Consider the following 14,050-nt stretch of genomic DNA (forward strand, 5'->3'; position numbering starts at 1 on the left):
GGCCGGCAAAGAAAAGTAGGTGCCGCCCCGCACAGGGGCAACGCTAATAGACCACAAAGAATTCAAGGAAAGGCCAAAGGCCAAAGCCCAAAGCCCACACCCAAACCATCCCCCAAAAACCCAAAAAAGCGATAATAGAAACCCCGAAGCGCCGCAGGCAAAAGCAAACCCCAATGATCATCCGCCCCCACCTCCATTGGTTCCGCATGCTACTAGCCTGGCGAGGCTCCGTCCTCCCGCAGTTGCTCCCGCGCCTATCCCTGATCTTCTGCATTTCGATAGTCGCAGTGGCGGCCCACGACCACCTCCTCCCGATCACGCTAAACCTCAACACCACAGCGCCCTTCTCGCTAATAGGCATCGCGTTAGCGGTATTTCTCGGCTTCAGAAACAACGCCAGCTACGACCGCTGGTGGGAAGCCCGCAAACTCTGGGGCCAACTGCTGAACGAATCGCGCTCACTCATCCGCCAGGCGCTCACCCTACCGACAAGACAGCTGCAAAAAGAAGATCTCAAAGAATTTACGGCGGCACTCAGCGCCCTCCCGCACGCGTTGCGTCATCAACTCCGCAAAAGCGACCCAAGCGAAGACCTCGCCGAACGCCTGCCGCCAGCCCTCTTCGCCCGCGTCATAGCGTCGCGATACAGACCAGCCACCTTGATGCTCTACCTCGGCGAATGGGTACAACGCCATGCCAGAACAGGCGCGATCGATCCCATGGCGGTCATCGCCTTCGATCGAAATCTGAATGGAATCTCGGATGTAATCGGCGGATGCGAGCGCATCGCTTCAACGCCGCTGCCGTTCGCCTATTCGGTGATGATTCACCGCACGGTGTATTTCTTCTGCGCGTCCCTGCCGTTCGGACTGGTGGACAGCATCGGCATCTTCACGCCCGTCTTCGCGGTCTTCGTGGCGTACACGTTCATGGCGCACGAAGCCATTGCATCGCAAATCGAAGAACCGTTCGGCATCGACGACAACGACCTCGCGCTCAACATGATGTCAGTAGCGATAGAGGACGCCATGCGCGACCTACTCGGCGAACCGGCCATTCAGTTGCCGAGCCCGGAAGCAGAAGGCTACATGGTCGATTGAGCACGCCTCGACTAAAGCGCGTCGGTCACTCAACGCTCAGCTATTGCCAACCGTCTCCGACAAACGCTTGAGCGTCGCGACCCGCGCGCCGATGATATCGATACGGCCACGCTCATCGACCACCGGCGTCGTAGCGTTCAGATACGCAGTCCACGCCTTCTGCGCGCGCGTCAGCGTCGGACGCGTACGCACCGGCATCTTCGACTGCAAACGTCGGTAGTAGCGATTCAGATCGAACATCGCATGTTCGCACTGCGCGTCCGCGCTACAGGCACGCACCCGGCGCGGCGGATCGCCGCCGGCGCTCGTCTTCGCCACCGCACTACGCAGCGCGAGCGCGCGGTCGCGCACCGGCTGCAACTGCATATCGGCTTCGGCGAGCACATACATCGAGCCGCGTGTCGTGGCGAACACGGCTGCGAGCAACTGCTTCTCGGCATCGCGTGACGCCTGCCAGCTCGCCTGGCTCTTTTCCCACTGCTTGCGCTGCGCGGGCGGCAACTTCTGCTGAAGCTGCTGCCACGCGTTATCGAGCGCGGTCTTCCAGCCGATCCGCGCGTTGTCCATGCACTGCACTTGCCCCGTTGTCGACGACATGTCGCTGCGCGCAAGGCACGTACGCATCGACGCGTCGATCGGATCGGCGGCGGCGACCTCTGCATGCGCCGGCAGCGACGCCGCGCCGAACACCGTCGCCAAAGCCAGCGCCAACGCGCCGAACGCCCGCGGCGCGCCGCGAACGCCGACGCCGACCACCAACAGGGACTTCACCCGCCGCATCGTCAGCCGCGCACGCAATCGACGAAGTATTCGATGCGCCCGTTGATCGTTTCGCCGACGAGCCCATGGATATCCGTATGGAATCCCGGGAAGCGCTCGTTGAACTCGCGCGCGAAACGCAAATAGTTGACGATGGTCTTGTTGAAGCGCTCGCCCGGAATCAGCAGCGGAATGCCCGGCGGATACGGCGTCAACAGGATCGACGTGACACGGCCTTCGAGTTCGTCGATAGGCACACGGTCGATCTCGCGATGCGCGAGCTTGGCGAACGCATCCGACGGCTTCATTGCCGGTTCCATGCTCGACAGGTACATCTCGGTCGTCAAGCGCGCGATGTCGTTCGCACGATAGACGCTGTGAATCTGCTCGCACAGATCACGCAGGCCGACGCGCTCGTACATCGGATGATGCGAGACGAATTCGGGCAGCACGCGCCACAGCGGCTGATTGTTGTCGTAGTCGTCCTTGAACTGCTGGAGTTCGGTGACCATCGAGTTCCAGCGGCCCTTGGTGATGCCGATCGTGAACATGATGAAGAACGAATAAAGCCCGGTCTTCTCGACGATGATGCCGTGCTCGGCCAGATACTTCGTGACGATCGCCGCCGGAATGCCCGACTCGCCGAAGCCGCCGTCCATGTCCAGACCCGGCGTGACGATGGTCGCCTTGATCGGGTCGAGCATGTTGAAGCCTTCGGCGAGCGGCCCGAAGCCGTGCCACTTGTCGTTCGGGCGCAGCATCCAGTCTTCGCGCGAGCCGATGCCTTCTTCGGCGAACTGGTCCGGGCCCCACACCTTGAAGAACCAGTCGTCGCCGTATTCGGCGTCCACCTTGCTCATCGCGCGGCGGAAATCCAACGCTTCCGCGATCGACTCTTCGACCAGCGCGGTGCCGCCCGGCGCTTCCATCATCGCCGCGGCCACGTCGCACGAGGCGATGATCGCGTACTGCGGGCTGGTCGACGTATGCATCAGATACGCTTCATTGAAACGATGCTTGTCGAAGCGGCTGTTCTTCGAATCCTGCACGACGATCTGCGAAGCCTGCGAAATGCCGGCCAGCAGCTTGTGCGTGGAGTGCGTCGCGAACACCAGCGCGCCGATCCGCGGACGGCCCGCGCCGATCGCGTGCATGTCCTGATAGAACTCGTGGAACTCGGCGTGCGGCAGCCACGCTTCGTCGAAGTGCAGTGTGTCGAGCCATTCGCCCAGCATCTCCTTGATCATCTCGACGTTATAGATCACGCCGTCGTACGTGCTCTGCGTGATGGTCAGGATGCGCGGCTTCAGGTCCGGATTCTTCGCGAGCGCTTCGCGCGCGAACGGGTTGGCCTCGATCTTCTTGCGGATGTTTTCCGGTTCGAACTCGCTGCGCGGAATCGGCCCGATGATGCCGAAGTTGTTGCGCGTGGGCGTGAGGAACACCGGAATCGCGCCGGTCATGGTGATCGCGTGGAGGATCGACTTGTGGCAGTTGCGGTCCACCAGCACGATATCGCCCGGCGCGACCGTGCCGTGCCAGACGATCTTGTTCGACGTCGACGTGCCGTTGGTCACGAAGAACACATGGTCCGCGCTGAAGATGCGCGCCGCGTTGCGTTCGGACGCGGCCACCGGACCCGTGTGATCGAGAAGCTGACCGAGTTCGTCGACGGCATTGCACACGTCCGCGCGCAGCATGTTCTCACCGAAGAACTGGTGGAACATCTGGCCGAGCGGGCTCTTCAGGAACGCCACGCCGCCCGAGTGTCCCGGGCAATGCCACGAGTACGAGCCTTCGTCCGCGTACTGCACCAGTTCCTTGAAGAACGGCGGCGCGAGCGAATCCAGATACACCTTGGTCTCGCGGATGATGTGGCGCGCGACGAACTCCGGCGTGTCCTCGAACATGTGGATGAAGCCGTGCAGTTCGCGCAGGATGTCGTTCGGCAAGTGGCGCGAGGTGCGCGTTTCGCCGTACAGGAAGATCGGAATGTCGGCGTTGCGGCGGCGCACTTCGGTCACGAACGCGCGCAGCGCGACGATCGCGGCCGCGAGTTCCGGCGTCTCGCCTTCCACCACCACGTTATCGACGTACGGCAGCAGTTCGTCGTCGTCGATCGAGAGGATGAAGCACGAGGCGCGGCTCGACTGCTGCGCGAACGACGTCAGATCGCCGTAGCTCGTCAACCCGAGCACTTCCGCGCCTTCTTTCTCGATGGCTTCGGCCAAAGCCCGGATGCCGGAACCCGAGATGTTCTCGGAGCGGAAATCTTCGTCGATGATGACGACGGGAAAACGAAACTTCATGGGCGATTCTCCAAAAAGAACGACCGCTGCATTCTGTAAATTGCAGCGGTCACCCGGTATAGCTGGTGGGTCAGTGCGCTGCCGACGTCACGTCTTGGGCAACGTGACGCCGTGCTGACCTTGATATTTGCCGCCGCGATCCGCGTACGACGTTTCACAAATCTCGTCGCTTTCGAAAAACAGCACTTGAGCGACGCCTTCGTTCGCGTAGATTTTCGCAGGCAAAGGTGTCGTATTCGAGAATTCGAGCGTGACGTGCCCTTCCCATTCCGGCTCGAACGGCGTCACGTTGACGATGATCCCGCAACGCGCATACGTGGACTTGCCCAGACACACGGTAAGCACGCTGCGCGGAATGCGGAAATACTCCACCGTGCGCGCGAGCGCGAACGAATTCGGCGGGATGATGCAGACATCGCCCTTGAAGTCGACAAACGACTTCTCGTCGAAGTTCTTCGGATCGACGATGGTCGAGTTGATGTTCGTGAAGATCTTGAATTCGTCGGCGCAGCGGATGTCGTAGCCGTAGCTCGACGTGCCGTAGCTGACAATCTTCCGGCCGTCTTCGGAGACGCGAACCTGATCGGGCGCGAACGGCTCGATCATGTTGTGCGACGCGGCCATGCGCCGGATCCACTTGTCGGATTTGATAGTCATAGGTGAACGCTGCTCGACGTGAATGACAGAGGTATGACGGATAACGACCCGGTAAGTGCCGGGTCACTGTTGACTTACTGCGCGCCTGCTTTGCGCTGACTTCGAAAACGGAGCCAAACGGCGTGCCGTTCAGGCGCCCTACGCCCCTTCGGCGGAATGGCCCGCCAACACGGCAGAACGGGCGCTCCGGCGCGGCAGCCGAACGAAAGGCGCTTATTTTACGCGATCGTGAGAATGCTGCCGCAGGTTGGGTTCAAGAGCGGCTCGATGCCTGCCGCGATGCCGCCTGACTGAACGCCGGCAGCACCCGGCCGTGCCTCAATCACACGGCCCGTTCGCCACTCATTGGCGAATCAATCCGCAGGCGAGCGCGGGGCCCGCGCCATGCTGCGGATAGGCGTACGGATCGGTCGCATCATGATGCAGCAGAACCGCGCGCTGCAACACCGAGCGAATGCCGTCGAGCGACACGTCCGGTGCAACGATGAAGCCCGTGGCCACCCCGTTCGCGTCCGCGTGAATATTGCCGAGGTCGCCCTCGACCCGCGCGCCGGATTTCAGCCGCTCGGCGGCCGGCGAAAACACCTGGCCGGCGCTGGAACCGTCGGCGGCGTTGCAGTCGCCGCGCTCGTGCACTTGCAAAGCGTGGTCGCTATTGGGCGGCATGCCCGCGAGATTGTAGGTGACCTGCACGCCGTCCGAGCGCTCGATGAACGTGACGAGACCGCGCGCCTGATTGCCCACGGTGGGCAGCAACTGCGCGTCCGCACGTTTTTCCTGTGGTCTCAGGAACGCGCTACAGCCGCATAACAGCACACTGCTGGCAGTCAGGACGATGAACGCATGCACCGCCTGCCCGTCGATTCGTTTTCCCATGCGATCCTCTTGCCGGCCTGGTGGCCGCCCCTGCGGCCGCCGAGCCGAACTTGTGAAGTCGACATGATACCGCGAGACCAGGCGAAAACAGACGCTTTGACCCCTTGTCCGAACGGCTACTCAAGAGGGCCCACCGAACCTGTCGCTGCGCGCCGCGCGCACCGAGGGAGCAATCTCCCAAGGCGACTTCCTGCGAAGCGAAAAACCTGCGGCGGCCCGGCCCTCTCTCAGGTGTTCTGGACGACGATATTGGGGAACTTCGACGTCATGTCGCGAGCGCGTTCGGCGATATGGATCGCCACCTTGCGCGCGATCGACCGGTAGATCTCGGCGATACGTCCCTGCGGGTCGGCCACCACGGTCGGTTTGCCCGAGTCGGCCTGCTCGCGGATCGCGATGTCGAGCGGCAGGCTGCCGAGCACGTCGACGCCGTATTCCTTGCCCATGCGCTCGCCGCCGCCGGCGCCGAAAATATGCTCTTCGTGGCCGCAGTTCGAGCAGATATGCATACCCATGTTCTCGACGATGCCGAGGATCGGAATGCCGACCTTTTCGAACATCTTGAGACCCTTCTTGGCGTCGAGCAGCGCGATGTCCTGCGGCGTGGTGACGATCACGGCGCCCGTCACCGGCACGCGCTGCGAGAGAGTGAGCTGAATGTCGCCGGTGCCCGGCGGCATGTCGACGATCAGGTAGTCGAGATCGTGCCAATTCGTCTGCCGCAGCAGTTGTTCGAGCGCGGAGGTGGCCATCGGGCCGCGCCACACCATCGGGTTGTCCTGCTCGATCAGGAAGCCGATCGAATTGGCCTGCAAGCCGTGGCCGGTCATCGGATTCATCGACTTCTCGTCGGGCGATTCGGGGCGGCCAACGATCCCCAGCATCATCGGCAGCGACGGGCCGTAGATGTCCGCGTCGAGAATGCCGACCGACGCGCCTTCGCTCGCCAGCGCCAGCGCAAGATTCACAGCGGTCGTGCTCTTACCGACGCCGCCCTTGCCCGACGCCACCGCGACGATGTTTTTGACGTTCGGCAACAGTTTCACGCCACGCTGGACGGTATGCGCCGCGATTTGCTGCGACACCTGAACACGTGCGTCGGCCACGCCCGGCACGGCGCGCAGCGCATCGGAAAATTGCGCGCGGATGGCGTCGAATTGGCGCATGGCCGGATAGCCGAGTACCACGTCGACGCTCACCGTGTCATCCTGCACGGCGACGTTCTTGATGTTCTTGGCGGCTGCGTACGGCCGGCCGGTGTTGGGGTCAGCGACGGCCGCGAGGGCAGCGTCGACCAAAGCCCGATCGATACTCATTGACACTCCGTGGGGAACACCTGCGGCGCAGCGGAATCGAAATCTCGGCCACGCGTCGGAATTTGAAAGAAATTGTTAGACAGCATTGCGAAAACCAGGCGTGCCGGGCACCCTTCGGGCAGGCGGAACACCATGGGGCCGCATCGCTGCGTGCTCAGTCATTATTGTAGTGGCTGGCGCCAAGCCTTGCCGGAAGACCCTTCTTTACTGTCGGACCGAGGCTGAACAAGGCGTAGGACTTTTCGTATTAGCGAGCCGACGGCTTTACTGCCGTCATCTTCGCCATATAAATTTGCGGTTGATCGCGCCTTGCTTGCCTGACTCGCTTCACTCAAGAGGAATCAAAAAATGAATGCAAAAATTATGACTCGCCTGGCTGTCTTTGCCGTTGCCGGTTCGCTGCTGGCAGGCTGCGCCACCCAACAGGGGACCGACACGGCTGTCGGTACGGGCGTGGGCGCCGGCACCGGCGCGGCGCTCGGCGCAATCTTCGGCGGCGGCAAGGGCGCGGCGATCGGCGCGGGCGTCGGCGCGGCGGTGGGCGGCGTCACCGGCTACAACTGGCAAGCCATTCACAACAAGCTGTCGGGCGCCACCAAGGGCACCGGCACGCAGATCACCGAACAGCCGGATGGCTCGCTCAAGCTGAACATTCCGAGCTCGGTCACGTTCGACACCAACAGCTACGCAGTCAAGCCGTCGTTCGCGCCGGTGCTGGACCAACTGGCGCAGACCCTGCAGCAGAATCCGGAACTGATTGCTCAAGTGGTCGGCCACACGGATAGCACGGGCCAGCCGGCGTACAACCAGACGCTGTCGGTCAACCGTGCGGAAAGCGTGACGGGCTACCTGGGCCAGCGCGGCGTCGCGCCGCAGCGCCTGTCGGCACAAGGCCTGGGCCAAACCCAGCCGATCGCCGACAACAACACCGAAGCCGGTCGTGCAGCGAACCGCCGCGTGGAAATCTATCTGCGCGCTACGGCTCAGCACACCACGCAATAAGGACGAGGCTGCGGGAGATTGAGAAAGCCGGTCGCCGGGGCTGCATCACCGGCGACCGTTATGCTTGAGAAAGCCGTGGAAGGCGGAAAAAAGGAATCTCGCACGAGAACGAAAAAAATTTCGAACTCTGCGCAAAATCCGCTGTCTGTCTTTACGGTACGTGGCTGGCGATGCCGCCGCGTCACCATTCTCCTCTTGTCGTTGTTGCTCCGGGGTTAATAGCCCCGGTTTTTTTTGGGCGCTCGGTTTGCGCCTCCCAGAAAGTTTCCTCGGCGAACCTTCCCGGCCCGCAATGACTCAGGCCGCGCCCCAGGCGGCCCGCCCCGCGCCGGGCGCCTGCCCTGCTAGAATCAACGTTTCGTCCCACCGCAGGCTCCCACCATCCTTATGTCAGCACCCGCAACCGATCTCTCCGCAGGCGCGCCGTCAGGCCGTCGCCAGATTCTCGTCACGTCGGCCCTTCCGTATGCGAACGGGCAAATCCATATTGGCCATCTGGTCGAATATATCCAGACGGACATCTGGGTCCGGACGTTGCGAATGCACGGGCACGAGGTCTACTACGTGGGCGCCGACGACACGCACGGCACGCCCGTCATGCTGCGCGCGGAGAAAGAAGGTCTCACGCCGAAGCAACTGATCGACCGCGTCTGGCAGGAACACAAGCGCGACTTCGACAGCTTCGGGATTTCGTTCGACAATTACTACTCGACCGACTCCGAAGAGAACCGCGTTCTCAGCGAAAACGTCTATCTGGCGCTCAAGGAAGCGGGCCTGATCGACGCGCGCGATATCGAACAGGCGTATGACCCGGTCAAGGAAATGTTCCTGCCGGATCGCTTCATCAAGGGCGAATGCCCGAAATGCGGCGCGAAAGACCAGTACGGCGATAGCTGCGAAGTATGCGGCTCGACTTATCTGCCCACCGAGCTGATCAACCCGTATTCGGTCGTGTCGGGCGCCACGCCGATTCGCAAGACGTCGACGCACTATTTCTTCCGTCTCTCCGATCCGCGTTGCGAGAACTTCCTGCGCGCGTGGGTGGGCGGTCTGGCGCAGCCGGAAGCCACCAACAAGATGCGCGAATGGCTCGGCGACGCCGGCGAAGCCAAGCTCGCCGACTGGGACATCTCGCGCGACGCGCCGTATTTCGGCTTCGAAATTCCGGGCGCGCCGGGCAAGTATTTCTACGTGTGGCTGGACGCGCCGGTCGGCTACTACGCGAGCTTCAAGAACCTCGCCGAAAAACGCGGGCTCGACTTCAACGCGTGGATTCGCAAGGGTTCGACGGCCGAGCAATATCACTTCATCGGCAAGGACATTCTGTATTTCCACACGCTGTTCTGGCCGGCCATGCTCGAATTTTCGGGCCACCGCACGCCGACCAACGTGTTCGCGCACGGCTTCCTGACCGTGGACGGCGCGAAGATGTCGAAGTCGCGCGGCACCTTCATCACCGCGCAGAGCGTGATCGACACGGGTCTGAATCCGGAATGGCTGCGCTACTACTTCGCGGCCAAGCTGAACAGCACGATGGAAGACCTCGACCTGAACCTTGACGACTTCCAGGCGCGCGTGAACAGCGATCTGGTCGGCAAGTACGTGAACATCGCGAGCCGCGCCGCCGGCTTCCTGATCAAGCGCTTCGACGGCCGCGTGCAGGACAGCGCGATGCAGCATCCGCTGCTCGCCTCGCTGCGCGCCGCCGTGCCGCAAATCGCCGCGAACTACGAAGCGCGCGAGTACAACCGCGCGCTGCGGCAGACCATGGAACTGGCCGACGCCGTGAACGCGTACGTCGACACCGCCAAGCCGTGGGATCAGGCGAAAGACCCGGCGAACGGCGTCGCGCTGCATGAGACGTGTACCGTGAGCATCGAAGCGTTCCGCCTGCTGTCGCTGGCGCTCAAGCCGGTGCTGCCGAAGCTCGCCGAAGCGGTCGAAGGCTTCCTTGGCATCGAACCGCTGGTGTGGGCCGACGCCAACGTGCCGCTCAGCTCGACTCGCCCGATCAACGCGTACAAGCATCTGATGACGCGCGTCGATCCGAAGCAGATCGAAGCGCTGATTGCAGCCAATCGCGACTCGCTGCAGGCCACGCCGGAAGCCACAGCGCCGGCCGACGCCAAGGGCAAGTCGAAGGCAGCGAAAGCAGCCGCCGCCGACAAGGACGAAACACCCGGCATCATCTCGATCGACGACTTCGCGCAGATCGATTTGCGCATCGCGAAGATCGTCGACTGCAAAGCGGTGGAAGGTTCGGACAGACTGCTGCAACTCACGCTCGACGTCGGCGAAGAGAAAACCCGCAACGTGTTTTCGGGCATCAAGTCGGCGTATCAGCCGGAGCAACTGGTCGGCAAGCTGACGGTGATGGTTGCGAACCTCGCGCCGCGCAAGATGAAGTTCGGCATGTCCGAAGGTATGGTGCTAGCCGCATCTGCCACCGACGAGAAAGCGGAACCGGGCCTGTATATCCTGGAGCCGCACAGTGGCGCGAAGCCGGGGATGCGCGTGAAGTAAAAGCGCGCGCGCCTCACGCTGCAAGCACGCATAAAAAAACGGCACGCCCTAAAAAGGCGTGCCGTTTTTCTTGAAGCTCGGCGCAAAGATTCAGGCGCGCCCGCGACCGATCAGTCCATCACCACCGAATCCGGTCGAAGCGCCGCGTGTAGAGCAAATCGACGCCGTCGAACGTGCCGCCATAAGCCGCGACCGACCAGTACCGCGTCAGATTGACCGTAGCCTTGATCGCATTGCTCGCCGATTGCAGCCCCTGTTCGTAGCCGATCACGAGCCACTCGTTGATCGCCTTCGACACCATCACGACTTGCGGATCGGTCAGCCCGACTTCGCTTCGTCCGATCGAAAACTCGTCGAGCCCGAACGTCTGCGCGATCCGCTTGCCGCTCGCGCTGCCGAGCAGCGCGAGCGCCGTCGTCATGGTGCTTTGCTGACCGAGGTTGTTGCCCTGATCGGTGCCGTGGCCGAACAGCAGCCACGAGAGCTTTTCGTTATCCGGCACGCTCGGCTCCGACACCAGCTTCGCCGTCGGATACTGAACCGTGCCCGTGACCTGTACGCCCGCCTCGACCTGCTGATTGCGGCGCATGGCCAGGATATTGATGCCAGGATTGGCCACCGGCCCGTTGAACGTGAAGAAGCCGTTCTCGATGTTGAGCTTTCGGCCGAACGCGGTGTAGGTCGAGCCCTGCGTGACGCGCACGTTCCCCACCGCGCGCAGCGGCAGATTCGGCGCGCTCATCGCAGTGATCGTGCCGGTCAGGCCCAGGTCGGCGCCCTGGCCGCGGAAGCGGAAGTTGTTGCCGAGGCTGATGTCGATATTGGCGCGCGGCGCGAACGGACCGATCGGCTTGTTGGTGCCAGGCACGGGCCGCGGCCGCTCGCCCGCCACCGAACCGTCCACGCGCACCACGACGACGTCGTCGCCGAGCTTCGGCGCGGACTGCTCCGGCATGTCGAACAGCGCGTGATCGACCACGAATTTGCCGTTGATCGCCATGCCGCCCTGCGCTCCCGCATTTGCGACGCTCGCGCTACCCGACAGCGACAAATTACGATCCGGCGCCGCGAACAATTCGAGCTTGTCCGCTACGATGCTCGCCGTCAGATCCGGTTCCGCGCCGTCCAGACGCACGCGGCCGGTGGCGCGCAAGGTGCCGCTCGCACCACGAAATTCGACCTGCTGGAAGTCCACCAGATTGTGCGAAAGCGCGATGCGCACCACGCCGTCCTTCAACTGAATGCCCTGATCGACCATCGTCGCGGAGAGACCGTCGCCGAGCAGCGAGCCGGTCAGGTTCGGCTTGGCGACGGTGCCGCCGAGCGCGAGCTTCAGCGCGAGCTGGCCGTCGAGGAGATAGCTCGGACCGAACAGGCCGCCGGTCGTTTTCAGCGACGGCACATTGGCGTTCACATTGCCGGTGACTGCGCCTTCTTCGTTGACGGTCAGGAAGCCGTCGCGCATCACGAGCGTGGTGTGCGCGTCGGCGTCGATCACGCCGATACGGCTCGCCTGCGCGTGCAATGTGGCGTTGAGCCGGTTGCCGCCGCTAAATTCGGCGCGCGCGGCGATATTCGTAATGCCAAGAGAAGCGAGGCCCCGGCCGATTTCAACCGTGACGTCACCACTGCGGCGCTGCAACTGGATATGGCCGGTCGCCGTGCTGCCGAGCGCAAAGTCCCAGTCGCCGTCGAACACCAGATCGGTTTTGACGTGCGGCGGCTCGCCCGTGATCTCATGCCGCAGGTCCTGCAGACGCGCAACGGAGATGCCGGTCAGACTGCCTGCCGACTGAGCCTTGCCGTGATCGAAAGCGAAGGTTTTCAGGCTCAGCACCGCGCCTTCGAGCGTGAGCCGCGTCGCGCCGAGCGTCAGGCGGTCCGGCCCGGCGCTGACGGCGAGCGGCGACTCGAGATTCAACGCTGGAGTGCCGCGGTTCTGCAGCCGCGTGACGGTGCCGTCCCAGCGCGTGCCGTCGCGCGCTTCGGTCAGCTTGCCGTTGGCGGCGAGCGTGAGATCGAGCGGACGGTCTTGCAGCTTGCCGGTGGCCGCGGCCTCCAGCGTGTGATTGGCGCGCGTGCCGGACAGACGCGCCGTGAGCGTATTCAGATCGACGCCGCCCGCGCTCAGATCGCGCGCGTCGGTGGTGAAGACGAGCGCGCCGTTCGCGCCGTCGCGCAGTTCGGCGTGCCCTTCCGCATGGCCGATGCGGTTGCTGCTGAACACCACGCTGTCAGCCTTGTAGTTCAGCACGACATTCGGATGCGCGAACGAGCCGGTGACGTCGCCATCGGCCGCGATGAGTCCGGCGAGACCGAAGCCGAGGCGCTCCAGTTCCGGCGCGTCGACGCGAAACTTCAGCCGGTCGCCACGTGCGCCGAAGCTGCCTTGCAGATCCACCTGGTTGCCCGCGACTGAGAGGTTCGCGCGGCTAGGCAGAATCCGTGAGCCCGCCAGTTGAACCGTGCCGCCGCCGGTCAACGGCAGGCCGTCGTAGACGCTCGGCCCGAGTTTGAATTCAGCCTTGGTTGTGAAGACGGGACCGAGCATGCCGGCCGCCGTGAGCGTGCCGTTCACGCGTGCCTCGATCTTGCGGACGGGCGGCGCGCCGCGTTTCTTCGGCGGCGGTGGCGTTTTGCGTTCCAAGACTTCGGTTTTGACAGCCGCCTTAGCAGTGTTCTTCACGGCGGCTGCGGCTTTGTCGGCGGGTGCCGCGGATTTTGCGCCGGCTGTGCTGCCGGCTTGCGCGGCGGCAACCTCTGCAGTTTTGCTGTTTTTGGCGCGGCTTGCCGACGGTGCCGGTCCAGTCACCGGCGTGCGCGACGGCATCTGCGAAGTCAGCGTCAACGGGTCGAAATCGGTCAGCTGCGCTTTCAGGTTGTAGGTGGAATTCGCATCGTGCTTGAGCGCGCCGGACAGATCGATGCGGCCTTTGCCCGACGTGATGCGCACGTCGTTGAAGCTCATACGGGCGGGATCGAATGTGATCTTGCCCTGAGCGCGCAACGCCGCTTTCGGGTCGGCGAGATCGAGCGTGAGGCTCTGCACGTCGTCGTTCAGACGCACACCGATCGGGCCGGAAAGCTGCGTGGGCCGCACCGTCGCTCGCAGCGCGTTCAGGTCGAGGTTGGCGACTTTCAGATCGAACTGTCCGCGCTTGCCGGATAGCGTGCCGCCGCCGGTGAGCGTGGCGCTCTTCACGAGCCGCACGTTCAGGTTCGAGATGCGCTGCACCTGCGCATCGAGTCGCACGTCGGCGTTGGCGTCGATCAGCGGCAACAGGTTCTGGTCGATCGCGCCGGGTTTGGCGTTGACGATCGAGACGTGGCCGGTGACTGCGAAAGTCGCGGCGGATTTGGCGGTGGCGTCGCGGTTGACGTCACCTTTGCCGGTTGTCGCTATGGGCGGTTGCGTCGCGCTGGCCGCGTTGCCTGCGCCCGCGAGGGCGCTTTGGCTGGCAGCGCGGCCAGCGCCGGCGGCACTCGCCCCGCGTGGCCCCCGCGCCCC

The 14,050-nt window shown here is 63.4% G+C and carries 9 protein-coding genes; 3 read left to right on the forward strand and 6 right to left on the reverse strand.

Translation table 11 applies throughout. The features are described 5' to 3' along the window. Positions 1–173: 173 nt before the first annotated feature. Positions 174–1,100: a bestrophin family protein gene (locus tag PQR32_RS41265; protein ID WP_408241395.1), complete on the forward strand. Its 927-nt coding sequence runs from the start codon at positions 174–176 to the stop codon at positions 1,098–1,100. 36 nt (positions 1,101–1,136) lie between these two features. Here the strand turns inward: PQR32_RS41265 and PQR32_RS41270 are convergent, their stop codons facing one another. The 5 genes from PQR32_RS41270 to apbC form a co-directional block, all read right to left on the reverse strand. Continuing rightward, on the reverse strand, positions 1,137–1,880 hold the full coding sequence (locus tag PQR32_RS41270) for a lysozyme inhibitor LprI family protein (protein ID WP_408241398.1): 744 nt from the start codon (positions 1,878–1,880) through the stop codon (positions 1,137–1,139). 2 nt (positions 1,881–1,882) lie between these two features. Further along, the gene (locus PQR32_RS41275; protein WP_408241400.1) at positions 1,883–4,168 is read right to left on the reverse strand and encodes an Orn/Lys/Arg family decarboxylase; all 2,286 of its coding nucleotides are present in this window, start codon (positions 4,166–4,168) and stop codon (positions 1,883–1,885) included. Positions 4,169–4,255: 87 nt separating this feature from the next. After that, positions 4,256–4,825, reverse strand: a complete 570-nt coding sequence (gene dcd / locus PQR32_RS41280; RefSeq protein WP_012432068.1) for a dCTP deaminase — start codon at positions 4,823–4,825, stop codon at positions 4,256–4,258. A gap of 342 nt (positions 4,826–5,167) precedes the next feature. After that, positions 5,168–5,701: a superoxide dismutase family protein gene (locus PQR32_RS41285; protein WP_012432067.1), complete on the reverse strand. Its 534-nt coding sequence runs from the start codon at positions 5,699–5,701 to the stop codon at positions 5,168–5,170. Between the two features lie 227 nt (positions 5,702–5,928). Then, positions 5,929–7,017, reverse strand: a complete 1,089-nt coding sequence (apbC, locus tag PQR32_RS41290) for an iron-sulfur cluster carrier protein ApbC (RefSeq protein ID WP_408241403.1) — start codon at positions 7,015–7,017, stop codon at positions 5,929–5,931. A gap of 348 nt (positions 7,018–7,365) precedes the next feature. Between apbC and PQR32_RS41295 the strand changes: the two genes are divergently transcribed. Both PQR32_RS41295 and metG read left to right on the forward strand, forming a co-directional pair. Beyond that, entirely contained in the window at positions 7,366–8,019 is a 654-nt protein-coding gene (locus PQR32_RS41295) for a YiaD family glycine zipper/OmpA-like lipoprotein (protein ID WP_408241406.1), read from the forward strand. A gap of 387 nt (positions 8,020–8,406) precedes the next feature. Further along, on the forward strand, positions 8,407–10,542 hold the full coding sequence (gene metG / locus PQR32_RS41300) for a methionine--tRNA ligase (protein ID WP_408241408.1): 2,136 nt from the start codon (positions 8,407–8,409) through the stop codon (positions 10,540–10,542). A 118-nt stretch (positions 10,543–10,660) separates the two neighbouring features. On the opposite strand, the gene PQR32_RS41305 is transcribed toward metG, so the two are convergent. Continuing rightward, a partial coding sequence (locus PQR32_RS41305) for a translocation/assembly module TamB domain-containing protein (RefSeq protein ID WP_408241411.1) occupies positions 10,661–14,050 on the reverse strand: 3,390 nt, incomplete at its 5' end.

Origin of the sequence: Paraburkholderia dipogonis (genome assembly GCF_046027395.1) — a bacterium.
GTDB lineage: Bacteria > Pseudomonadota > Gammaproteobacteria > Burkholderiales > Burkholderiaceae > Paraburkholderia > Paraburkholderia dipogonis_A.

Bases quoted from the DNA above. Each gene is read 5' to 3' on its own strand.
- PQR32_RS41265 (WP_408241395.1), top strand. From the start codon at position 174: ATGATCATCCGCCCCCACCTCCATTGGTTCCGCATGCTACTAGCCTGG.
- PQR32_RS41270 (WP_408241398.1), bottom strand. From the start codon at position 1,880: ATGCGGCGGGTGAAGTCCCTGTTGGTGGTCGGCGTCGGCGTTCGCGGC.
- apbC (WP_408241403.1), bottom strand. From the start codon at position 7,017: ATGAGTATCGATCGGGCTTTGGTCGACGCTGCCCTCGCGGCCGTCGCT.
- PQR32_RS41295 (WP_408241406.1), top strand. From the start codon at position 7,366: ATGAATGCAAAAATTATGACTCGCCTGGCTGTCTTTGCCGTTGCCGGT.
- PQR32_RS41275 (WP_408241400.1), bottom strand. From the start codon at position 4,168: ATGAAGTTTCGTTTTCCCGTCGTCATCATCGACGAAGATTTCCGCTCC.
- PQR32_RS41285 (WP_012432067.1), bottom strand. From the start codon at position 5,701: ATGGGAAAACGAATCGACGGGCAGGCGGTGCATGCGTTCATCGTCCTG.
- dcd (WP_012432068.1), bottom strand. From the start codon at position 4,825: ATGACTATCAAATCCGACAAGTGGATCCGGCGCATGGCCGCGTCGCAC.
- metG (WP_408241408.1), top strand. From the start codon at position 8,407: ATGTCAGCACCCGCAACCGATCTCTCCGCAGGCGCGCCGTCAGGCCGT.